This is a genomic window from Pseudomonas sp. NPDC089396 (assembly GCF_044749545.1).
Lineage (GTDB): Bacteria > Pseudomonadota > Gammaproteobacteria > Pseudomonadales > Pseudomonadaceae > Aquipseudomonas.
Map to the genome: position 1 here is coordinate 361612 of NZ_JBIVIC010000002.1, position 21758 is coordinate 383369.

Annotated in this window: 18 protein-coding genes; 14 read left to right on the top strand and 4 right to left on the bottom strand. The window is 63.9% G+C overall.

Annotated features, from left to right (window positions below; all coding sequences use genetic code 11):
* Positions 1-55 precede the first annotated feature (55 nt).
* Positions 56-568, bottom strand: coding sequence for an RNA polymerase sigma factor (locus ACIPZB_RS04675; RefSeq protein WP_008094228.1), 513 nt, complete (start codon positions 566-568; stop codon positions 56-58).
* Positions 569-793: 225 nt separating this feature from the next.
* Positions 794-1795 (bottom strand): type I glyceraldehyde-3-phosphate dehydrogenase, encoded by a 1002-nt coding sequence (gene gap / locus ACIPZB_RS04680; protein ID WP_400639168.1) that lies wholly within the window; start codon positions 1793-1795, stop codon positions 794-796.
* Positions 1796-2059: 264 nt separating this feature from the next.
* Here gap and edd point away from each other — a divergent pair, with 264 nt between their 5' ends.
* The 11 genes from edd (at position 2060) to ACIPZB_RS04735 (ending at position 15485) form a co-directional block, all read left to right on the top strand.
* A complete protein-coding gene (gene edd / locus ACIPZB_RS04685; RefSeq protein WP_400639169.1) occupies positions 2060-3886 on the top strand; it encodes a phosphogluconate dehydratase in 1827 nt (608 codons plus the stop codon).
* A complete protein-coding gene (locus ACIPZB_RS04690; protein WP_400639170.1) occupies positions 3883-4842 on the top strand; it encodes a glucokinase in 960 nt (319 codons plus the stop codon). The genes edd and ACIPZB_RS04690 overlap by 4 nt, the downstream gene beginning before the upstream one ends.
* Positions 4843-5033: 191 nt before the next feature.
* Positions 5034-5729, top strand: coding sequence for a two-component system response regulator GltR (gene gltR / locus ACIPZB_RS04695; protein WP_400639362.1), 696 nt, complete (start codon positions 5034-5036; stop codon positions 5727-5729).
* Positions 5713-7164, top strand: coding sequence for an ATP-binding protein (locus tag ACIPZB_RS04700; RefSeq protein WP_400639171.1), 1452 nt, complete (start codon positions 5713-5715; stop codon positions 7162-7164). The genes gltR and ACIPZB_RS04700 overlap by 17 nt, the downstream gene beginning before the upstream one ends.
* A 312-nt stretch (positions 7165-7476) precedes the next feature.
* Positions 7477-8700, top strand: a complete 1224-nt coding sequence (locus ACIPZB_RS04705; protein ID WP_400639172.1) for an AGE family epimerase/isomerase — start codon at positions 7477-7479, stop codon at positions 8698-8700.
* Between the two features lie 103 nt (positions 8701-8803).
* Complete coding sequence (locus ACIPZB_RS04710; RefSeq protein WP_400639173.1) at positions 8804-10090, top strand: ABC transporter substrate-binding protein; 1287 nt, start codon at positions 8804-8806, stop codon at positions 10088-10090.
* 138 nt (positions 10091-10228) lie between these two features.
* Positions 10229-11137, top strand: a complete 909-nt coding sequence (locus ACIPZB_RS04715) for a carbohydrate ABC transporter permease (protein ID WP_400639174.1) — start codon at positions 10229-10231, stop codon at positions 11135-11137.
* Positions 11130-11969, top strand: a complete 840-nt coding sequence (locus tag ACIPZB_RS04720) for a carbohydrate ABC transporter permease (RefSeq protein WP_400639175.1) — start codon at positions 11130-11132, stop codon at positions 11967-11969. The genes ACIPZB_RS04715 and ACIPZB_RS04720 overlap by 8 nt, the downstream gene beginning before the upstream one ends.
* Before the next feature lie 3 nt (positions 11970-11972).
* Positions 11973-13127 (top strand): ABC transporter ATP-binding protein, encoded by a 1155-nt coding sequence (locus ACIPZB_RS04725; protein ID WP_400639176.1) that lies wholly within the window; start codon positions 11973-11975, stop codon positions 13125-13127.
* Positions 13128-13220: 93 nt separating this feature from the next.
* Positions 13221-14513 carry a carbohydrate porin gene (locus ACIPZB_RS04730; RefSeq protein WP_400639364.1) on the top strand — a complete coding sequence of 431 codons (1293 nt, stop codon included), beginning with the start codon at positions 13221-13223 and terminating at the stop codon, positions 14511-14513.
* A gap of 117 nt (positions 14514-14630) precedes the next feature.
* On the top strand, positions 14631-15485 hold the full coding sequence (locus ACIPZB_RS04735; RefSeq protein WP_400639177.1) for a D-hexose-6-phosphate mutarotase: 855 nt from the start codon (positions 14631-14633) through the stop codon (positions 15483-15485).
* Here the strand turns inward: ACIPZB_RS04735 and hexR are convergent.
* Positions 15478-16341, bottom strand: a complete 864-nt coding sequence (hexR, locus tag ACIPZB_RS04740; RefSeq protein ID WP_177324908.1) for a DNA-binding transcriptional regulator HexR — start codon at positions 16339-16341, stop codon at positions 15478-15480. The genes ACIPZB_RS04735 and hexR overlap by 8 nt on opposite strands.
* A 212-nt stretch (positions 16342-16553) precedes the next feature.
* Here hexR and zwf point away from each other — a divergent pair, with 212 nt between their 5' ends.
* Genes zwf through ACIPZB_RS04755 form a run of 3 tightly spaced genes read left to right on the top strand, consistent with a single transcriptional unit; the run spans position 16554 to position 19415 of the window.
* Positions 16554-18023 (top strand): glucose-6-phosphate dehydrogenase, encoded by a 1470-nt coding sequence (gene zwf / locus ACIPZB_RS04745; RefSeq protein ID WP_400639178.1) that lies wholly within the window; start codon positions 16554-16556, stop codon positions 18021-18023.
* Positions 18010-18723 (top strand): 6-phosphogluconolactonase, encoded by a 714-nt coding sequence (gene pgl, locus ACIPZB_RS04750; RefSeq protein WP_400639179.1) that lies wholly within the window; start codon positions 18010-18012, stop codon positions 18721-18723. The genes zwf and pgl overlap by 14 nt, the downstream gene beginning before the upstream one ends.
* Before the next feature lie 17 nt (positions 18724-18740).
* Positions 18741-19415: a bifunctional 4-hydroxy-2-oxoglutarate aldolase/2-dehydro-3-deoxy-phosphogluconate aldolase gene (locus tag ACIPZB_RS04755; protein ID WP_400639180.1), complete on the top strand. Its 675-nt coding sequence runs from the start codon at positions 18741-18743 to the stop codon at positions 19413-19415.
* Between the two features lie 315 nt (positions 19416-19730).
* Here ACIPZB_RS04755 and leuA read toward each other — a convergent pair whose 3' ends face one another.
* Positions 19731-21404: a 2-isopropylmalate synthase gene (leuA, locus tag ACIPZB_RS04760; RefSeq protein ID WP_400639181.1), complete on the bottom strand. Its 1674-nt coding sequence runs from the start codon at positions 21402-21404 to the stop codon at positions 19731-19733.
* Positions 21405-21758 lie beyond the last annotated feature (354 nt).

Consider the following 21758-nt stretch of genomic DNA (forward strand, 5'->3'; position numbering starts at 1 on the left):
GGCTAAGGCGCAGTGTGGCAAGGGCTTCGGCTCACTCAGGCGGCCAACGGTCGGCTCATTTGAGGCGGTCGGCCACGCCCATGCAAATGGCCATGATCAGTTTCAGTTCCTTCTGAACCGTGCTGGCCGAAACCTTCAATTGTTCGGCAATTTCCAGGTAGCTGGCGCCGTGCAGGCGGCTGAGGATGAAAATCCGCTGCTGGCGCTCGGTCAGCTGGTTGAGGCTGACGCTCAGGTGCTTGAGCAGCTGTTCGGCATGCGCGGCGTCTTCGCTACTGCCAAGCGGTGCCGCGACATTGTGCAGGACCTCGTCGGGCACATCGTCGACCAGCATGCGCGATTGCACCCGGCGCGTGCGCAAATGGTCCAGGGCCAGGTTGCGGGCAGTCTGGAACACGAAGGGTTCGAGGTGCTCGATGGGCCGTTCGCCGAGGGCGCGGGAAACCCGCAGGTAGGTTTCCTGCAGCAGGTCCTCGGCAGTGCTGGGGTTGCCTACCATGCGCTGCAGGGTACGCAGCAGGGAAAGGCGCTGGACGAGGAAGACGGAATTGAACCGGGACTGACTCACAAGGGGACCTGGCCGACGAAAGGTGAATGATAATGCTTATCATCTTGCGTGTAGGTCAAGTCTGAAAGTGTTAGGGAAAGGTAAAGATTGTCTGTAGGAGCGGCCTTGCGTCGCGAAAGGGCCGCAGAGCGGCCGCAAGATATCAGCAGCGCTGCAAAAATCCTGGGGCTGCTCCGCAGCCCTTTCGCGACGCAAGGCCGCTCCTACAACAACAGGTACGCGGTATCAGCGAGCGCTACACAACGCCAGGCAGTTATCCAGCATCCGGTTGGAGAAGCCCCACTCGTTGTCGTACCAGGCCAGCACCTTGAGCATCCGCCCGTTGGCGCGGGTGTGGTTGGCATCGAAGATCGACGACAGCGGGTTGTGGTTGAAGTCGCACGACACCAGCGGCAAGGCGTTGTAACCGAGTACCTTGGAGTGCAGGCTGGCCTCCAGGAACAACTGGTTGACCTGCTCGGCGGTGGCCTCGCGCTTGAGGTTGACGGTGAGGTCGACCAGCGACACGTTGATCACCGGCACCCGCACCGCCATGCCGGTCAGTTTGCCGGCCAGCTCAGGCAGCACCAGGCCCACGGCCTCGGCGGCGCCGGTCTTGCTGGGGATAATCGACTGGGTGGCCGAGCGGGCACGGTACGGGTCGCCGTGGTAGACGTCGGTCAGCACCTGGTCATTGGTATAGGCGTGGATGGTGGTCATCAAGCCTTGCTCGATGCCGAACTCGCGGTGCAGCACCTGGGCGATCGGGGCCAGGCAGTTGGTGGTGCACGAGGCGCTGGAAATGACCTGGTGCGAAGCACGCAGGATGTCATGGTTGACCCCGTACACCACCGTGGCGTCGGCACCCTTGGCCGGCGCCGAGACAATCACCTTGCCAGCCCCCGCCGCCAGGTGCGCGGCCGCCTTGGCGCGGTCGGTGAACAGCCCGGTGCATTCGAACACCACGTCGATCGCCTCGGCCTTCCAGGGCAGTTCGGCCGGGTTGCGAATGGCGCTCACGGCGATGCGGTCGCCGTTCACCGTCAGGCTCTCGTGATCGGACTCGACGGATGCAGCGAATGTGCCGTGCACGCTGTCGAACTTGAGCAGGTGGGCGTTCATCGCGCTATCGCCCAGGTCGTTGATGGCGACGACCTGCAGGTCCTGGCGGTAGCCTTGGGTATACAGTGCGCGCAGGATGTTGCGCCCGATGCGGCCGAATCCGTTGATGGCGATGCGTAGGGTCATGGCAGTACCTCTGGCGGTCCGAGTGAAACCTGTGGCACAAAGTAGCTTCACTGAAACGGTTTTGTTGTTGGAATTACAAGATTATTCACTGAGCGATAGAAAAAAAGCGTTTTTGCTGGCAGTATTTTGTTTAAACATACAACGAGTGGTCGGGCGATCCCTCTGCGCCGTTGCACCGGGCCCTTTACCTAGAGCCTAGGTCGCAATCGTTTGGAGGGGAAATGTCCGGTAAACCGCCCTAATCGTTAGCCTGGAGTCCAGTACATGCACCCGCGCATCCTTGAGGTCACCCAACGGCTGACCGAACGCAGCCGTGCCACCCGTGAACGCTACCTGCAGCTGATTCGCGGCGCGGCCAGTGACGGACCCATGCGGGCCAGCCTGCAATGCGCCAACTTCGCCCACGGCGTGGCCGGGTGCGGCGCCGAAGACAAGCAGAGCCTGCGGCTGATGAACGCGGCCAACGTGGCCATCGTCTCGGCCTACAACGACATGCTGTCCGCTCACCAGCCGTACCTGCACTTCCCCGAACAGATCAAGCAAGCCCTGCGCGAAGTTGGCTCGGTCGGCCAGTTCGCCGGCGGCGTGCCGGCCATGTGCGATGGCGTGACCCAGGGCGAGCCCGGCATGGAGCTGGCCATCGCCAGTCGCGAAGTGATCGCCATGTCCACGGCGGTGGCGCTGTCGCACAACATGTTCGACGCCGCGCTGATGCTCGGCATCTGCGACAAGATCGTCCCCGGGCTGATGATGGGCGCGCTGCGTTTTGGCCATCTGCCGACCCTCTTCGTGCCCGGCGGGCCGATGGTGTCGGGGATTTCCAACAAGCAGAAGGCCGATGTACGCCAGCGCTATGCCGAGGGCAAGGCCAGCCGCGAGGAGCTGCTGGAGTCGGAGATGAACTCATACCACAGCCCCGGCACCTGCACCTTCTACGGCACCGCCAACACCAACCAGCTGGTGATGGAAGTCATGGGCCTGCACCTGCCAGGCGCTTCGTTCGTCAACCCCTACACCCCGCTGCGCGACGCCCTGACCGCCGAGGCCGCCCAGCAGGTCACGCGCCTGACCAAGGCCAGTGGCAACTTCATGCCGCTGGGCGAGATCGTCGACGAGAAGGCGCTGGTCAACTCGATCGTCGCCTTGCATGCCACCGGTGGCTCGACCAACCATACCCTGCACATCCCGGCGATTGCCCAGGCCGCCGGCATCCAGCTGACCTGGCAGGACATGGCCGACCTGTCCGAGGTGGTGCCGACCCTGTCCCACGTTTATCCCAACGGCAAAGCCGACATCAACCACTTCCAGGCCGCCGGCGGCATGGCCTTCCTGATCCGTGAGCTGCTCGATGCCGGCCTGCTGCACGAGGACGTCAATACCGTGGCCGGCCACGGCTTGCGCCGCTACACCCAGGAGCCGTTCCTCGACAACGGCAAGCTGGTCTGGCGCGAAGGGCCACACCAGAGCCTGGACGAAAGCATCCTGCGCCCGGTGGCGCGGCCGTTCTCGGCCGAAGGCGGCCTGCGGGTGATGGAAGGCAACCTTGGCCGTGGGGTGATGAAAGTCTCTGCCGTGGCCCCCGAGCACCAGGTGGTGGAGGCCCCGGCACGGGTCTTCCACGACCAGCAGTCGCTGGCCGATGCGTTCAAGGCCGGCGAGCTGGAGCGCGACTTCGTCGCCGTGGTGCGTTTCCAGGGGCCGCGCTGCAACGGCATGCCCGAGCTGCACAAACTGACGCCGTTCCTGGGTGTGCTGCAGGACCGCGGCTACAAGGTGGCGTTGGTGACCGACGGGCGCATGTCCGGCGCGTCGGGGAAGATCCCGGCGGCCATCCACGTTTGCCCGGAAGCGTTCGACGGCGGCCCGCTTGCACGGGTGCGCGATGGTGATAGGGTGCGGGTCGATGGTGTCGAAGGCACGTTGCAGGTGCTGGTGTCGGCCGAGGAACTGGCCAGCCGCGACCTGCCGGCGCCGCCCCAGGGCAACGACCTGGGTTGCGGCCGCGAGCTGTTCGGTTTCATGCGCATGGCGTTCAGCCCGGCAGAGCAGGGTGCGAGCGCCTTCACCTCGGGCCTGGAGAACCTCAAATGAAGGACTTGCTGGTTGGCGACATCGGCGGCACCAATGCCCGTTTTGCGTTGTGGCGTGACAACCAGCTGCATGAGGTGAAGGTCTTCGCCACGGCGGACTACACCAGCCCTGAGCAGGCCATCGAGGCTTACCTGGACGACCAGGGCATCGCTCGTGGTGGCTTGTCGGCGGTCTGCCTGGCGGTGGCCGGGCCGGTCGATGGCGATGAGTTTCGCTTCACCAACAACCATTGGCGGTTGAGCCGCAGCGCCTTCTGCAAGACCTTGCAGGTCGAGCGGCTGCTGCTGATCAACGATTTCTCGGCCATGGCCTTGGGCATGACCCGCCTGCAGCACGGAGAATTTCGCGAAGTGTGCCCCGGCCAGGCCGATCCGTCACGGCCCGCGCTGGTGATTGGCCCGGGTACAGGCCTGGGCGTTGGCAGCCTGCTGCGCCTCGGCGAGCGGCACTGGCAAGCGTTGCCGGGCGAGGGGGGGCATGTCGACCTGCCCGTGGGCAATGCCCGCGAGGTGGCGATCCATCAGCAAATTCACCAGCAGATCGGCCACGTCAGTGCCGAAACGGTGCTCAGTGGTGGGGGGCTGGTGCGTTTGTACCAGGCCATTTGTGTGCTGGACGGTGACACGCCCCGGCACAAGACTCCGGCGCAGATAACCGACGCTGCCTTGGGTGGCGAGCCTCGGGCGTTGGCGGTGGTCGAGCAGTTCTGCCGGTTCCTTGGCCGGGTGGCCGGGAACAATGTGCTGACCCTGGGCGCGCGGGGCGGGGTCTATATTGTCGGCGGGGTGATTCCGCGCTTTGCCGAGCTGTTCCTGCGCAGTGGCTTTGCGGCGAGTTTTGCCGACAAGGGGTGCATGAGTGGGTACTTCGACGGGGTGCCGGTGTGGCTGGTGACGGCGGAGTTTTCCGGTTTGCTGGGCGCTGGCGTGGCGTTGCAGCAGGCGCTGGATCATTGATTTGAGAATGGGGCCGCTTTGCGGCCCTTTCGCGACACAAGGCCGCTCCTACAAGGGATCGCGGTCGCCTGTAGGAGCGGCCTTGTGTCGCGAAAGGGCTGCAAAGCAGCCCCAAATGGCAGCAGCAGGCAAAAGACCTGCGACAACAATAGGGGCGGGACACCTTGAGCACTGCCGGAAAAACGATCCTGATGGTCGACGACGACCAGGAAATCCGTGAGCTTCTGCAAACCTACCTGAGCCGCGCGGGCCTGCAGGTGCACGCCGAAGCCGACGGCCAGGGCTTTCGCCAGGCGCTGGAAAGCACCCCCTGCGACCTGGTCATCCTCGATGTGATGCTACCCGACGAAGACGGCTTCAGCCTGTGCCGCTGGGTGCGCCAGCACCCCCGCCAGTCGCGGGTGCCGATCATCATGCTCACGGCCAGTTCCGACGAAGCCGATCGCGTCATCGGCCTGGAGCTGGGCGCCGACGACTACCTGGGCAAACCGTTCAGCCCGCGCGAGCTGCAGGCACGGATCAAGGCCCTGCTGCGCCGCGCAGAGTTCGGCCAGGCGGCGCCGGCGAGCGCCGTGCTGGCCTTCGACGACTGGCGCCTGGACACGGTCAGCCACCGCCTGTTTCACCGCGATGGTGAAGAGGTCATCCTCTCGGGCGCCGACTTCGCCTTGCTCAAGCTGTTCCTCGATCACCCGCAGCAGATCCTCGACCGCGACACCATCGGCAATGCCACCCGCGGCCGCGAGCCGATGCCGCTGGATCGCATCGTCGACATGGCGGTCAGCCGTTTGCGCCAGCGCCTGCGCGACACCGAAAAACCACCGCGGCTGATCCGCACCGTGCGCGGCAGTGGCTACCTGTTGGCGGCTCATGTCGGCACCTGCTGAGCGGCGCTGGCGCCTGCTGCCACGCTCGCTGCTGGGGCGCATGCTGCTGCTGACCCTGCTGGTGGTGCTGCTGGCCCAAGGCCTGTCCAGCGTGATCTGGGTCGCCCAGCTGCGCGCCAGCCAAATGCAGGGTTTGCGCGCCAGCGCCAGCAGCCTGGCCCACTCCATGAGCGCCAGTGTCAGCTACTTCCGCTCCTTGCCCGTGGCCTATCGGCCCATGGTGCTCGACCAACTGCGCAGCATGGGCGGCACGCGCTTTTTCGTCTCGCTCAACGACAAGCCGCTGGACATGCCGGTATTGCCCGTCACGCCACGCAAGCAGGCGGTCATCGACGTGTTCCAGCACGTGTTGCACGAGCGCCTGGGCGCGCAGATGGACATCTCCGTGGAGTTCGTCGGCCCCGATGACCTGCGCATCTTCAACAGTGGCCTGAAGCTCGATGAGCTGCCCCGGTCCTGGGCGCACTATTCGCTGACCCTGGAGCCGCTCAACCCGCCGGTACTGGTCACCCAGATTCGCCTGGATGAAGGCGAGTGGCTGTACATCGCCTCGTTGTTGCCCGAGCCCTACACCAGCCTCGAGGCCGAGCGCCTGCCGCGCCAGCAGATCGGTTTCATCGTGCTCACCACCGCCTTGCTGTTGCTGTTCATCGGCCTGCTGGTGCACTGGCAGAGCTGGCCGCTCAAGCGCCTGGCCCGCGCTGCGCGGGAGCTGTCGCTGGGCGCCGATGTGGCACCGGTGGCCGAAGGGGGCGGCAGCGAGGTGGTCGAGGTGGGGCGGGCCTTCAACAGCATGCGCGAGCGCATCAGCCGTTACCTGACCGAGCGTTCGCAATTGTTCAGCGCGATTTCCCATGACCTGCGCACGCCGATCACGCGGTTGCGGCTGCGGGTGGAACTGTTGGAGGACGAGCGGCTGCAGGCCAAGTTCAGCCAGGACCTGGACGAACTGGAGCTGCTGGTCAAAGGCGCACTGCAATGCGTGAAGGACACCGACATCCACGAGAACATCGAGCCGATCGACCTCAACCAGGTGCTGGAAATCCTCGCCGAGCCTTACCTGGGCGATGGCCGAATCACGGTCGAGGGCCGGGCCGTGGCGCCGTACCCGGGTAAGCCACTGGCGGTGCGGCGCTGCATTGGCAACCTGATCGACAATGCCATCAAGTATGGCGAGCGGGCGCGCCTGCGCATCATCGACAGCGCCGATGCCTTCGTGCTGCAGGTGGATGATCAGGGGCCGGGTGTTCCGCAGCAGCGTCTAGAGCAGGTTTTCGAGCCGCACTTTCGGTTGGCCGGGCAACAGCAGGGGTACGGGCTGGGCTTGGGGATCGCGCGCAACATTGCCCACAGCCATGGTGGCGAAGTGAGTTTGCTGAACTTGCGCGAGGGTGGGTTGCGGGTGACGTTGTACCTGCCGCGCGGGGTAGATTGAAGCCACTGGCCCTATCGCCGGCAAGCCGGCTCCCACAGGTACACCACAGCTCTCGAGAACAGTGGGGTCCTTGTGGGGCTCCCACAGGTACACCACAGCTCTCGAGAACAGTGGGGTCCTTGTGGGGCTCCCACAGGTACACCACAGCTCTCGAAAACAGTGGGGTCCTTGTGGGAGCCGGCTTGCCGGCGATAGGGCCAGCGCAGGCAACACAAATGTCACTGCCAGGTGACCTACCCACCCGACTTCGTGACATTCCAGCCAGAACGGCTGGCTAGACTCTGCAATCCTCAGGCATGGATGAAGCCGTACATGAACCTCCTGGATTTCCCCTCCGAGCCCTGGCTCAAGGCCGAAGGCCAGCGCCTGCTGTCTTTCGCCAAGGCCTCGCGTGTGCCCCATGGCTTCGCCAGCCTCGACGCGCTCGGCCAACAGCCGCCCACGGCCACCGCCGAAACCCTCATCACCGCCCGCATGACCCACAGCTTCGCCCTGGCCCACCTGCAGGCTGAGCCCGGTTGCCTGGCCTTGGTAGAACATGGCGTCAGGGCCCTGCGCGGGCCTTTGCACGACGCCCGGAACGGTGGCTGGTTCGCCGTCCCCTTCGGCCAGGGCGACAACGGCAAGGCGGCCTACCTGCATGCCTTCGTCGCCCTGGCCGCCAGCTCCGCCGTGGTAGCGGGCGCCAATGGCGCGCAAGGTTTGCTGGTGGACGCCATCCGGGTCATCGAAGCGCACTTCTGGGACGAAGAGGAGGGGGCATTGTGTGAATCCTATGCCAGTGACTGGCAACGGCCCGAAGCCTACCGCGGCGCCAACAGCAACATGCACGCCACCGAAGCGTTCCTCGCCCTGGCCGATGTCACCGGCGATACCCTCTGGCTGGAGCGCGCCCTGCTCATCGCCGAGCGCATCATCTACCGCCATGCCGCTGTCAACGGCTTTCGCGTCAATGAGCATTTCGATACGCACTGGCGACCCTTGGTCGACTACAACCGCGATAACCCTGCCGACCCGTTTCGCCCCTATGGCGTCACACCCGGCCACGGGTTCGAATGGTCGCGCCTGCTTCTGCATCTGGAGGCGGCGCGGCGCTTGGCCGGGCTGTCGACGCCCGAATGGCTGCTGGAGTGTGCCCGCGGCCTGTTCGACAGCGCCTGCCGGCTGGCGTGGAACGTCGACGGTAAAGCAGGCCTGGTCTACACCCTCGGTTGGGATGATCGGCCGCTGGTGCGCGAGCGCCTGCACTGGGTGCATGCCGAAGCCTGCGCCAGTGCCGCGGCCCTGCTGCAGCGTACCGGCGAGCCAGCGTATGCGGTGTGGTACCAGTGCTTCTGGCAGTTCATCGACCGTCATTTCATCGACCGCAGTGCCGGCAGTTGGCATCACCAGCTGGACCCGGCGAATCGGCCTGCCGCGACCCTCTGGGCCGGCAAGCCGGATCTCTACCATGCCTATCAAGCCGTGCTGCTGCCAGGGCTGGCGCTGGCGCCCAGCCTGGCGACGGGCTTGGCGTGCAATGTCACCAAACGATGACATTCACGCATCGCTTCGTTACCTGGCGCAGCCGGCACTCTGTTTAGACTCCATGCAATGCAAGCGACCGACTTGCCCGCATAACAACAAGAAAGGTACTCCAATGAATTCCACGCTGCGTCTCGCTGCCGCGATCTCCCTTGCCTCTGCCTTCCCGCTCAGTGCCCTGGCCGCCGATTCGAAAGGCAGCGTCGAGGTGGTGCACTGGTGGACCTCAGGCGGTGAAAAAGCCGCAGTCGATGTGCTCAAGGCCCAGGTCGAGCAAGATGGCTTCACCTGGAAAGACGGCGCGGTCGCCGGTGGTGGCGGCGCCACGGCGATGACCGTGCTCAAGAGCCGCGCCGTGGCCGGCAACCCACCTGGCGTGGCCCAGATCAAGGGCCCGGATATCCAGGACTGGGCAGCCACCGGCCTGCTCGATGCCGACGTGCTCAAGGAGGTGGCCAAGTCTGAGCAGTGGGACACGCTGCTCGACAAGAAAGTCGCCGACACCGTGAAGTACGACGGAGACTACGTCGCCGTGCCAGTGAACATCCACCGCATCAACTGGCTGTGGATCAACCCCGAAGTGTTCAAGAAGGCCGGCATCGACAAGGCGCCGACCACCCTCGACGAGTTCTACGCTGCCGCCGACAAGCTCAAGGCCGCAGGTTTCATCCCTCTGGCCCATGGTGGCCAACCTTGGCAGGACAGCACCGTGTTCGAAAGCGTTGTGCTCTCGGTGATGGGTGTGGACGGCTACAAGAAAGCCCTGGTCGAGCTCGATGACGCGACGCTCAAGGGGCCGGAAATGGTCAAGTCGTTGACCGAGCTGAAGAAGGTCGCCACTTACATGGACGCGGACGGCAAGGGCCAGGACTGGAACCTCGAAGCGGCCAAGGTCATCAACGGCAAGGCCGGCATGCAGATCATGGGCGACTGGGCCAAGAGCGAGTGGACCCTGGCCAAGAAGGTTGCCGGCAAGGACTACCAGTGCGTGGCGTTCCCCGGTACCGACCAGGCCTTCCTCTACAACATCGACTCGCTGGTGGTGTTCAAGCAGAAGGACCCGGGCACGGCCGCCGGCCAGCAGGACATCGCGCGCAAGGTCCTCGGCCAGGACTTCCAGAAAGTCTTCAGCACCAACAAGGGGTCGATCCCGGTGCGTAACGACATGCTCGCCGACATGGGCAAGTACGGCTTCGATGCCTGCGCCCAGACTTCGGCAAAAGACTTCCTGGCCGACGCCAAGACCGGCGGCCTGCAGCCGAGCATGGCGCACAACATGGCCACCACGCTGGCCGTGCAGGGCGCGTTCTTCGATGTGGTGACCAACTACATCAACGACCCCAAGGCCGACCCGGCCGATGCGGCGAAGAAACTGGCGGCGGCGGTCAAGGCGGCCAAGTGAAGACCTGACGGCCTCATCGCCGGCAAGCCGGCTCCCACATTGTCCGCGGCGCTGCTGTACCTGTGGGAGCCGGCTTGCCGGCGATGAGGCCAGTACCGACAACACAAAGGGGCCGCCCAGGCTCCGGGTACTCACACCATGACTACAGCAACCGCCCAACTGCGGGCCTCACCCCTGGACGCGCTTCAGCGCTGGCTACCGAAACTGGTGCTGGCGCCGAGCATGTTCATCGTCCTGGTGGGGTTCTACGGCTACATCCTGTGGACCTTCGTCCTGTCCTTCACCACCTCGACCTTCCTGCCGACCTACAAGTGGGCGGGGCTTGCGCAATACGCCCGGCTGTTCGACAACGACCGCTGGTGGGTGGCGAGCAAGAACCTGCTGGTGTTCGGCGGCCTGTTCATCGCCATCAGCCTGGCCATCGGCGTTCTGCTGGCGGTGCTGCTCGATCAGCGCATCCGCCGCGAAGGCTTCATCCGCACCATTTACCTCTACCCCATGGCACTGTCGATGATCGTCACCGGCACCGCCTGGAAGTGGCTGCTCAACCCCGGCATGGGCCTGGACAAGCTGTTGCGCGACTGGGGCTGGGAGGGCTTTCGCCTGGACTGGCTGATCGACCCCGACCGGGTGGTGTACTGCCTGGTGATCGCTGCGGTGTGGCAGGCCTCGGGCTTCATCATGGCGATGTTCCTCGCCGGCCTGCGCGGCGTTGACCCGTCGATCATCCGCGCCGCGCAGATCGACGGTGCGAGCCTGCCGCGCATCTACTGGACCGTGGTGCTGCCAAGCCTGCGCCCGGTGTTCTTCAGCGCACTGATGATCCTCTCGCACATCGCCATCAAGAGCTTCGACCTGGTGGCGGCGATGACCGCCGGCGGGCCGGGGTATTCGTCCGACCTGCCGGCGATGTTCATGTACTCGTTCACCTTCAGCCGCGGCCAGATGGGCATGGGCTCGGCCAGCGCCATCCTCATGCTCGGGGCGATTCTGGCGATCCTCGTGCCTTACCTGTACTCGGAGTTGCGGAGCAAACGCCATGCATAGCCCTGCCGCGAAAATGAGCCTGAGCCGACTCGCCATCCACGCCGTGTTGTTGGGCGCCGTGCTGCTGTACCTGGTGCCGCTGGTGGTGATGCTGCTGACCAGCTTCAAGACCCCGGAAGACATCGGCAGCGGCAACCTGCTGAGCTGGCCGGTGGTGGTCACCGGCATCGGCTGGGTCAAGGCCTGGGAGACGGTGAGCGGGTACTTCTGGAACTCGATCATGATCACCGTGCCAGCGGTGCTGATTTCCACCGCCATCGGTGCGCTCAATGGCTATGTGCTGTCGATGTGGCGCTTCCGCGGTTCGCAGCTGTTCTTCGGCCTGCTGCTGTTCGGCTGCTTCCTGCCGTTCCAGACCGTGCTGCTGCCGGCTTCGTTCACCCTCGGCAAGCTGGGCCTGGCCAGTACCACTGGCGGCCTGGTGCTGGTGCATGTGGTCTACGGCCTGGCGTTCACCACACTGTTCTTTCGCAACTTCTACGTCAGTGTGCCCGATGCGCTGGTCAAGGCGGCGCGCCTGGACGGCGCCGGCTTCTTCACCATCTTTCGCCGCATCATCCTGCCGATGTCGACGCCGATCATCATGGTCTGCCTGATCTGGCAGTTCACCCAGATCTGGAACGATTTCCTGTTCGGTGTGGTGTTTTCCAGCGGCGACTCGCAACCGATCACCGTGGCCCTGAACAACCTGGTCAACACCAGCACCGGGGCCAAGGAATACAACGTCGACATGGCGGCGGCGATGATCGCCGGCCTGCCAACCCTGCTGGTCTACGTGGTGGCAGGCAAGTATTTCGTCCGCGGGCTCACAGCCGGCGCCGTCAAGGGGTAAGTCATGGCAACGCTTGAACTTCGTAATGTGAACAAGACCTACGGCAGTGGCCTGCCGGACACCCTCAAGGACATCCAGTTGTCGATCAGGGACGGCGAGTTCCTGATCCTGGTCGGCCCTTCGGGCTGTGGTAAATCGACCCTGATGAACTGCATCGCCGGCCTGGAGAGCATCACTGGCGGTGCGATCCTCATCGACGACCAGGACGTCAGCGGCATGAGCCCCAAGGATCGCGACATCGCCATGGTGTTCCAGTCCTACGCGCTGTACCCGACCATGAGCGTGCGCGAAAACATCGAGTTCGGCCTGAAGATCCGCAAGATGCCCCAGGCAGCCATCGACGAGGAAGTGGCGCGGGTGGCCAAGCTGCTGCAGATCGAGCACCTACTGGCGCGCAAGCCGGCGCAGCTGTCCGGGGGCCAGCAGCAGCGGGTGGCCATGGGCCGGGCGCTGGCGCGCCGGCCGAAGCTCTACCTGTTCGACGAACCGCTGTCGAACCTCGACGCCAAGCTACGGGTCGAGATGCGTACCGAAATGAAGCTGATGCACCAGCGCCTGAAGACCACCACGGTGTACGTCACCCACGACCAGATCGAGGCCATGACCCTGGGTGACAAGGTGGCGGTCATGAAGGACGGCATCATCCAGCAGTTCGGCACCCCGCAGCAGATCTACAACGACCCGGCCAACCAGTTCGTCGCCAGCTTCATCGGCTCGCCGCCGATGAACTTCATTCCCGTACGCCTGACAAGGCAGGACGGGCGTCTGCTGGCCCTGCTCGACAGTGGTCAGGCGCGTTGCGAGTTGCCGTTGGGTGTGGCCGCAGACGGGTTGGAGGGCCGTGAAATCATCCTTGGCATTCGCCCGGAGCAGATCACCCAGGGCACGGGGGAGGGCAATGGCCTGCCGGGTATTCGCGCCGAAGTGCAAGTCACAGAGCCTACCGGGCCGGACTTGCTGGTGTTCGTCACCCTCAACCAGACCAAGGTCTGTTGCCGTCTGGCTCCGGACATCACGTGCCGGGTCGGGGACAGCCTGAACTTGCAGTTCGATCCTGCGCGGGTGCTGCTGTTCGATGCCGCCAGCGGTGAACGCCTGGGCCTGGGCGCGGGCAACGCATCAGTGAAGGACAACGTGGCTCACTTCAAGAGCCGTTGACATCGTCTACACCATCAATAAGAAAAAAGAGGACGCAAAGGGATGGAACAGCGCAATCGCACCTGGACCTTGGGCTCGCTGGCCTTGCTTGCCATGGTCGGTAGCAGTGGCCTGCAGGCCGCCGAGGCCTTCTCCAGCGAATCGAAATGGATGTCCGGCGACTGGGGTGGCACCCGCACCGAGCTGCTGGAAAAAGGCTACGACTTCACCCTCGACTACGTCGGTGAGGTGGCCGGTAACCTCGATGGCGGTTACAACGACGACAAGACCGCCCGTTACAGCGACCAGTTCGCCCTTGGCGCGCACCTTGACCTGCAGAAGATCCTTGGCTGGCACGATGCTGAGTTCAAGCTGGCGATCACCGAGCGAAGCGGGCGCAACCTGTCCAACGACCGCATCAGCGACCCGCGTGCCGGGCAGTTCAGCTCGGTGCAGGAGGTGTGGGGCCGTGGCCAGACCTGGCGCCTGACCCAGATGTGGATCAAGCAGAAGTACTTCGACGGTGCCCTGGACGTGAAATTCGGCCGCTTCGGCGAAGGGGAGGACTTCAACAGCTTCCCCTGCGACTTCCAGAACCTGGCCTTTTGTGGCTCGCAGGTGGGCAACTGGGTCGGCGGCATCTGGTACAACTGGCCGGTCAGTCAGTGGGCGCTGCGGGTCAAGTACAACATCACCCCGGAATTCTTCGTCCAGGTCGGCGCCTTCGAGCAGAACCCCTCGAACCTTGAGACGGGCAACGGCTTCAAGCTCAGCGGCAGCGGCACCGAGGGTGCGATCCTGCCGGTGGAGATGGTCTGGTCGCCGAAGGTCAATGATCTGCCCGGCGAATACCGCCTGGGCTACTACTACAGCACGGCCAAGGCCGACGACGTGTTCGACGACGTCAATGGCAACCCGCAGGCGCTCACCGGCGGGGACTTCAAATCGCATTCGAGCAAGCACGGCTGGTGGGTGGTGGCCCAGCAGCAGGTCACTGCCCATGGCGGCGACGTCAACCGCGGCCTGAGCCTGTTCGCCAACTTCACCGTGCATGACCAGGCTACCAACGTGGTCGACAACTACCAGCAGGTCGGCCTGGTCTACAAGGGCGCTTTCGATGCCCGGCCCAAGGACGATATCGGCTTCGGCGTGGCCCGCATCCATGTGAATGACGACGTCAAGAAACGCGCCGAACTGCTCAATGCCCAGAGCGGCATCGACGACTACGACAACCCAGGCTTCGTGCCGCTGCAACGTACCGAGTACAACGCCGAGCTCTACTATGGCTTCCACGTCACCAACTGGCTGACCGTGCGGCCCAACCTGCAGTACATCAAGAGCCCGGGCGGGGTGGACGAGGTGGATAACGCGCTGGTCGCCGGCCTGAAGATTCAGTCGTCATTCTGAGCCCATTTGTTGTAAATTTACGCCAATCCAATTTCGGCTTCCGGCATCCACTGGTTTGCAGTGGTTGTCGGGGGTAGGCCGAGACAGCGCTATCTCAAACAACAAGAGCTTGGAACCATGCCCGAACATCCGCTACATCGCTTCTTTTCCTCGCAACGGCCCCGGCCGACATTCGAGTGGGAGCGTTACCAGCAGCGCGATGTGCTGATCATCGATCACCCCCGTTGCCAGGCAGTCTTCAGCCGTCAGGGCGCTCAGTTGCTGCACTTTCAACCCGCCGGCGAACGGCCGTGGCTGTGGTGCGCCGAGCAATGGCCGCAGGTCGGGGCGATTCGCGGTGGTGTGCCGGTGTGCTGGCCCTGGTATGGCCGCCATCCCAGCGAGGACCTGTGGCCTGCCCATGGCTGGGCACGGTTGCTGGACTGGAAGCTGCTGGACAGCCGCGAGGACGAGGAGGGGGTGACCCTGAAGTGGCGTCTGGACCTGTGCGACTGGCAGGTGGACTTGCACGCACGGCTGGGCAGCCGCATGGAACTGAGCCTGAGCACCGAACACCAGGACAGCGAGCCTTGCCAGCTGAGCCATGCGCTGCTGGCCTACTGGCGTATCAGTGACGTTTCCGAGATAGCGCTGTCTGGGCTAGAGGATATCCAGGGCTACGACCGCTTGAATCGTCAGGCCTGTCGTGAGGACGGCGCCTTGAAGCTCAAGGGCGGTTGCCAGAAGGTTTACCCGGGTACGCCGCGGGTGCAGTTGCAGGACCCGGCCTGGCAGCGTGAGCTGTGCATCGATACCGGCGACAGCGATGACACCGTGGTCTGGCACCCCGGCAACCGCCCCTTGATGGGCGTGACCGGGCGCGAGTGCCAGGGCTTCGTCTGTGTCGAGGCGGCCAGCGGCAGCGGCGAAGGCCTGAGCCTGGCGCCAGGGCAGCGCGCCCACTTGCGGCTGCAGGCCCACCGGCTCAGTTGAGGTCGTCGTCCTCGATCGGGTAGCGGCTGGCGTTGAGGCTTTCCTTGATCTTGCGCAGGTGCGGCTGGAAGTCCACGCCGCGGCGCAGGGTCATGCCGGTGGCCAGCACGTCGAGCACGGTCAGCTGGATGATCCGCGAGGTCATCGGCATATAGATGTCGGTGTCTTCCGGCAGCGGGATATGCAGGCTCAGGCTGCAGGCCTGGGCCAGCGGCGAGCCGGCGGCGGTCAGGCCGAGTACCGAGGCGCCGTTTTCGCGGGCCAGGCGCGCCACCTCGACCAGCTCGCGGGTACGGCCGGTGTAGGAGATGATCACGAACAGGTCGCCGGTGTGGGCCACCGAGGCCAGCATGCGCTGCATCAGCACGTCGGCATGGGCCGACACCGCCAGGTTGAAGCGGAAGAACTTGTGCTGGGCGTCCAGGGCCACCGGGGCCGAGGCGCCCAGGCCGAAGAAATGGATCTGCCGGGCCTGGATCATCATGTCCACGGCGCGGCTGACCTGTTGCGGGTCGAGCTGCTGGCAGGCAGCGTCGAGCGAGGCGATGGCGCTGCCGAAGATTTTCTGGGTATAGGCCGCCGGGTCGTCGTCGGCCTCCACCGCGCGGCTGACATAGGCCGCGCCGCTGGCCAGGCTCTGCGCCAGTTGCAGTTTCAGCTCAGGGTAGCCGCTGACGCCGAACGAGCGGCAGAAGCGGTTCACGGTCGGCTCGCTGACCTTGGCCGCCTGGGCCAGCGCGGCAATGCTGAAGCGGGTCGCTTGTTGCGGGTTGAGCAGGATGACTTCGGCGACTTTGCGTTCGGCCTTGTTCAGCTCGTCGAGGCGTCCCTGGATCTGCTCCAGGAGGTTTCGCACGCGGTCCATGGGGGTTGTCCTTGGGTCGGGAAGACAGCCAGCTGACGGAGCAGCAGGCCTCTTGCAGGGTCGTCTATCGTACTGGCGGTGCGGGTGGTGCACCACTTGTCTGTAATCTTTGTGTGTAATGTTATGGTTTTTACTACATTATTTCTTGAAAACCCTATGTGAAAGCGGTATTTCTAGATCAACTTTAGGAAAGAACCAACATCATGGCTGCGATCAGTGTCGAACCTTGCACCTTTGCCCTGTTTGGCGCCCTGGGCGACCTGGCACTGCGCAAGCTGTTTCCTGCGCTCTACCAGCTCGACCGCGCCAACCTGCTGCACGCCGATACGCGCTTGCTGGCGTTGGCCCGTGAGCCTGGCAGCGCCCAGGAGCACCTGAGCGCCATCGAAGCCCACCTGCGCCGGCACGTTGCCCCAGCAGACCTGGAGCCTGCGGCACTGGGGCGTTTTCTCGGCCGCCTGAGCTACCAGCACCTGGACTTCCTGCAGCCCGAGGGCTACCAGGCCCTGGCTGAACAGGTGGCCGGCGATTTGCCGCTGATCGCCTACTTTGCCACGGCTGCCGCCGTGTATGGCGCGATCTGCGAAAACCTGGACAAGGCCGGCCTGGCCGCGCGCACCCGGGTCGTGCTGGAAAAGCCCATTGGTCACGACCTGGAGTCGTCACGCCGGGTCAATGATGCCGTGGCGCGCTTTTTCCCGGAAAGCCGGGTGTATCGCATCGACCATTACCTGGGCAAAGAGACGGTACAGAACCTGATTGCCCTGCGCTTTGCCAACAGCCTGTTCGAAACCCAGTGGAACCAGAACTCGATTTCCCACGTGGAGATCACCGTGGCCGAAAAGGTCGGTATCGAAGGCCGCTGGGGCTATTTCGACAAGGCCGGCCAACTGCGCGACATGATCCAGAATCACCTGCTGCAGCTGTTGTGCCTGATCGCCATGGACCCGCCCAGCGATCTGTCGGCCGACAGCATCCGCGACGAGAAGGTCAAGGTGCTCAAGGCCCTGGCACCGATCACTGGCGATGGGCTGAGCACCCGTGTGGTGCGTGGCCAGTACATTGCCGGTTACAGCGACGGCAAGGCGGTGCCTGGCTACCTGGAAGAAGACAACGCCAACGCCCAGAGCGACACCGAAACCTTTGTCGCCCTGCGCGCCGACATCCGCAACTGGCGCTGGTCCGGCGTGCCGTTCTATTTGCGTACCGGCAAGCGCATGCCGCAGAAGCTTTCGCAGATCGTCATTCATTTCAAGGAAACGCCGCACTACATCTTCGCCCCGGAACAACGTTTGCAGATCGGTAACAAGCTGATCATCCGCCTGCAACCGGACGAAGGTATTTCCTTGCGGGTGATGACCAAGGAGCAAGGCCTGGACAAGGGCATGCAGCTGCGCAGCGGTCCGCTGCAACTGAATTTTTCCGACACCTGGCGCACCGCGCGGATTCCGGATGCCTACGAACGCCTTTTGCTTGAGGTGATGCGCGGCAACCAGAACCTGTTCGTGCGCAAGGACGAGATCGAACATGCCTGGCAGTGGTGCGACCAGCTGATCGCTGGCTGGCGCAACGCGGGCGATGCCCCCAAGCCGTACGCGGCGGGATCGTGGGGGCCCATGAGTTCGATCGCACTGATCACACGCGATGGGAGGGCGTGGTATGGCGATATCTGACCTGCAATTGCCGGCGAACGTGAAGGCGCATCAGTTGATTGATGCCAAGGCGCTCTCGACGACCCTGGCGGCGGACGTGGCCAAGCGCCTGCGCGCCGCGATCGCTACCAAGGGCCAGGCTTGCCTGGTGCTGTCGGGTGGACGCAGCCCGGTGCCGTTCCTCGAGCAGCTGGCAAGCGAAACGCTGGACTGGTCGAAGGTCACCGTCAGCCTGGCTGACGAGCGCTGGGTGCCGGTGGAGCATGCCGACAGCAACGCTGGCCTGTTGGCCCGCCACCTGTTCCAGGGTGCGGCGGCCAAGGCCCGTTTCGTTGGCCTCTATCGACAAGCCGAGCAGCTCGACGCGGCAGCGGACAGCGCCGACCAGGCCCTGGCCGCGTTGCCGGCTATCGATGTGCTGGTGCTGGGCATGGGCGACGATGGCCATACCGCGTCGCTGTTCCCCGGCAGCCCCAACCTGGCCGCCGGGCTCGACCGCAACAGCCCGCGCCGCTGCCTGCCGATGCTGGCGCCGAGCGTGCCGCACCAGCGCCTGTCGATGACACGCTCGCTGTTGGCCAGCGCCGCTTTCATCGCGCTGTCCGTGCAAGGCCCGGGCAAACTCGCTACCCTGCGCGCCGCGCTGGCGGGCACTGATCTTTCCGAAATGCCGATTCGCGCCTTTCTTCACGACCCCCTGGACATCTACTGGTGCCCATGAGCAAAGGATCCACTGTCATGACCACCCTCGAACGCCCACAGCCCAAGCTCTCGATGGCCGAGAAAGCGACCCGGATCGACGCGATCTGTGGCGCGGCGCGCATCCTGCCGGTAATCACCATCGCCCGTGAGCAAGACATCCTGCCCCTGGCCGATGCCCTGGCTGCTGGCGGCATCCGTACGCTGGAAGTGACCCTGCGTTCGCAGCATGGCCTGAAGGCCATCCAGGTGTTGCGCGAGCAGCGCCCGGAACTGTGCGTGGGCGCCGGCACCGTGCTTGACCGCGACATGTTCGCTGCCGTTGAAGCGGCCGGTGCGCAGTTTGTCGTTACCCCGGGCATTACCCAGGACATTCTCGAAGCGGGCGTGGACAGCGAGATCCCGCTGTTGCCAGGCATCAGCACACCGTCGGAAATCATGATGGGTTATGCGCTGGGCTACCGCCGCTTCAAGCTGTTTCCGGCGGAAATCAGCGGTGGCGTGGCGGCGATCAAGGCCTTTGCCGGGCCGTTTGGTGATATTCGCTTCTGCCCGACTGGGGGGGTTAACCCTGCCAATGTGCGCAATTACATGGCGCTGCCCAATGTGATGTGCGTGGGGGGTACCTGGATGCTCGACAGTAGCTGGATCAAGAATGGTGAGTGGGCGCGGATCGAGGCGTGCAGCGCCGAGGCGATGGCCTTGCTGGACTGAAACTGAATTTGTTGTGTGCTTTACGGCTTATGGGGCGCTTGGTCGGCGCCCCTTTTTTTGTCTGCAGGTTTTGTGCTGCTTGTACTGGCCCTATCGCCGGCAAGCCGGCTCCCACAGGTACTCCACAGTTCTTGAGATCTGTGGTGATTGTGTGGGGTCTCCACAGTTCTTGAGATCTGTGGTGATTGTGTGGGATCTCCACAGTTCTTGAGATCTGTGGTGATCCTGTGGGAGCCGGCTTGCCGGCGATAGGGCCAGTACAGGCAAAAAAAAGGCCCGCATCCAGGATGCAGGCCTTGTTCTTTGCGAAGCTGCTTACGCCGCTTTAGCCTCTTCCTGGCTCAGCGACCGGTTCAGCGCACTGAACAGCGCCTTGAAGCTCGCAGTGGTGATGTTCTCATCGATACCCACACCATGCACCGGACGACCCCCGGCCACACGCAGCTCAATATAGGCCGCTGCCTTGGCATTGGTACCGGCACCAATAGCGTGCTCGTTGTAGTCCATGATCTCCACGGCGATCGGCAGGCCGGCCACCAGGGCTTCCAGGGCGCCATTGCCCTTGCCGCGCCAGTGCAGGGTGGTTTCGCCTTCACCGGCGACTTCCACTTCCACGGCGCTGTGGCCGTTCTCTTCCTGCAGGCGGTGGCTGACCAGCGCATACGGGGCGTTGGCCTGGAGGTATTCCTTGTGCAGCAGGCTGTAGATCTGCTGGGCAGTCATTTCCAGGCCCAGGCGGTCGGTTTCACCCTGCACCACCTGGCTGAACTCGATCTGCATGCGGCGTGGCAGGCTGATGCCGTATTCCTGCTCGAGCAGGTAGGTGATACCGCCCTTGCCGGACTGGCTGTTGACGCGGATCACCGCCTCGTAGCTGCGGCCGATGTCGGCCGGGTCGATCGGCAGGTATGGTACTTCCCACAGTTCGCTGTCCTGCTGCTTGGCGAAGCCCTTGCGGATGGCGTCCTGGTGCGAGCCGGAGAACGCGGTGTGGACCAGGTCGCCGACATACGGGTGACGCGGGTGCACCGGCAGTTGGTTGCACTCTTCGACCACCTTGCGCACGCCGTCGATGTCGGAGAAGTCCAGCTCAGGGTCGATGCCCTGGGTATAGAGGTTCAGTGCCAGGGTCACCAGGTCGACGTTGCCGGTACGCTCGCCGTTGCCGAACAGGCAACCTTCGGCGCGGTCGGCACCGGCCATCAGGCCCAGTTCGGTGGCAGCGATGCCGGTGCCACGGTCGTTGTGGCAGTGCAGGCTGATGATCACGCTGTCACGGCGGTTGACGTTGCGGCAGAACCACTCGATCTGGTCGGCGTAGATGTTCGGCGTGGCGACTTCCACGGTGGCCGGCAGGTTGAGGATGACCTTGTGCTCAGGCGTCGGGTTCCAAACCTCGATGACCGCGTCGCAGACTTCCTTGGCGAACTCAAGCTCGGTGGCGCTGAAGGTCTCGGGCGAGTACTGGAAGGTCCAGTGGGTTTCCGGCTGCTGGGCGGCGTATTTGACGAACAGCTTGGCCGCGTTCACTGCGATGTCCTTCACGCCTTGCTTGTCCTGGTTGAAGACGATGCGGCGGAACGACGGGCTGGTGGCGTTGTACAGGTGGACGATGGCCTTCTTGGCACCGCGCAGCGACTCGAACGTACGCGCGATCAGGTCTTCACGGGCCTGGGTGAGCACCTGGATGGTGGTGTCGTCCGGGATGTGGCCGTCTTCGATCAGGGAGCGCACGAAGTCGAAGTCGGTCTGCGAAGCCGACGGGAACGAGGCTTCGATTTCCTTCACACCAACCTGCACCAAGGTCTTCCAGAAACGCAGCTTCTTCTCGGAGTCCATCGGCTCGATCAGCGACTGGTTGCCATCACGCAGGTCGGAGCTGCACCAGATTGGCGCCTGGGTGATGGTCTTCGACGGCCAGGTACGGTCAGGCAGGTCGATGGTCGGGAAAGCGCGGTACTTCTTCGAGGGGTCTTTGAGCATGGTCATGGAAGCAATCCTTTTGTGTGCGGCCGAGATCGGGCCTGCCGAGCAATAACGAGATGAAAAGGCGAGGCGACGCGATTCAGCCTGGTAGTCGGGCGCTGACCAGGCAGAGGCTGCGATGTTGTCGGAGCAGGATGAGGGTGCTGTGGGTTTTCATGCCTTCAACCCTAACCAGTGGGGTGGGGGATGGCAAGTGTTCGCGGAAAATTGAGAGGAATGCTTAAAAAAAGCTTAATGGCGAGATTTTATAGCTCGGATTCTTTTCAAGCTTTTAGTGTGTTGCGCTGTATTTTTTGATCGCGCAAGACAGGGGAAGTGATGTCGAGGGGCTGGCCTCATCGCCGGCAAGCCGGCTCC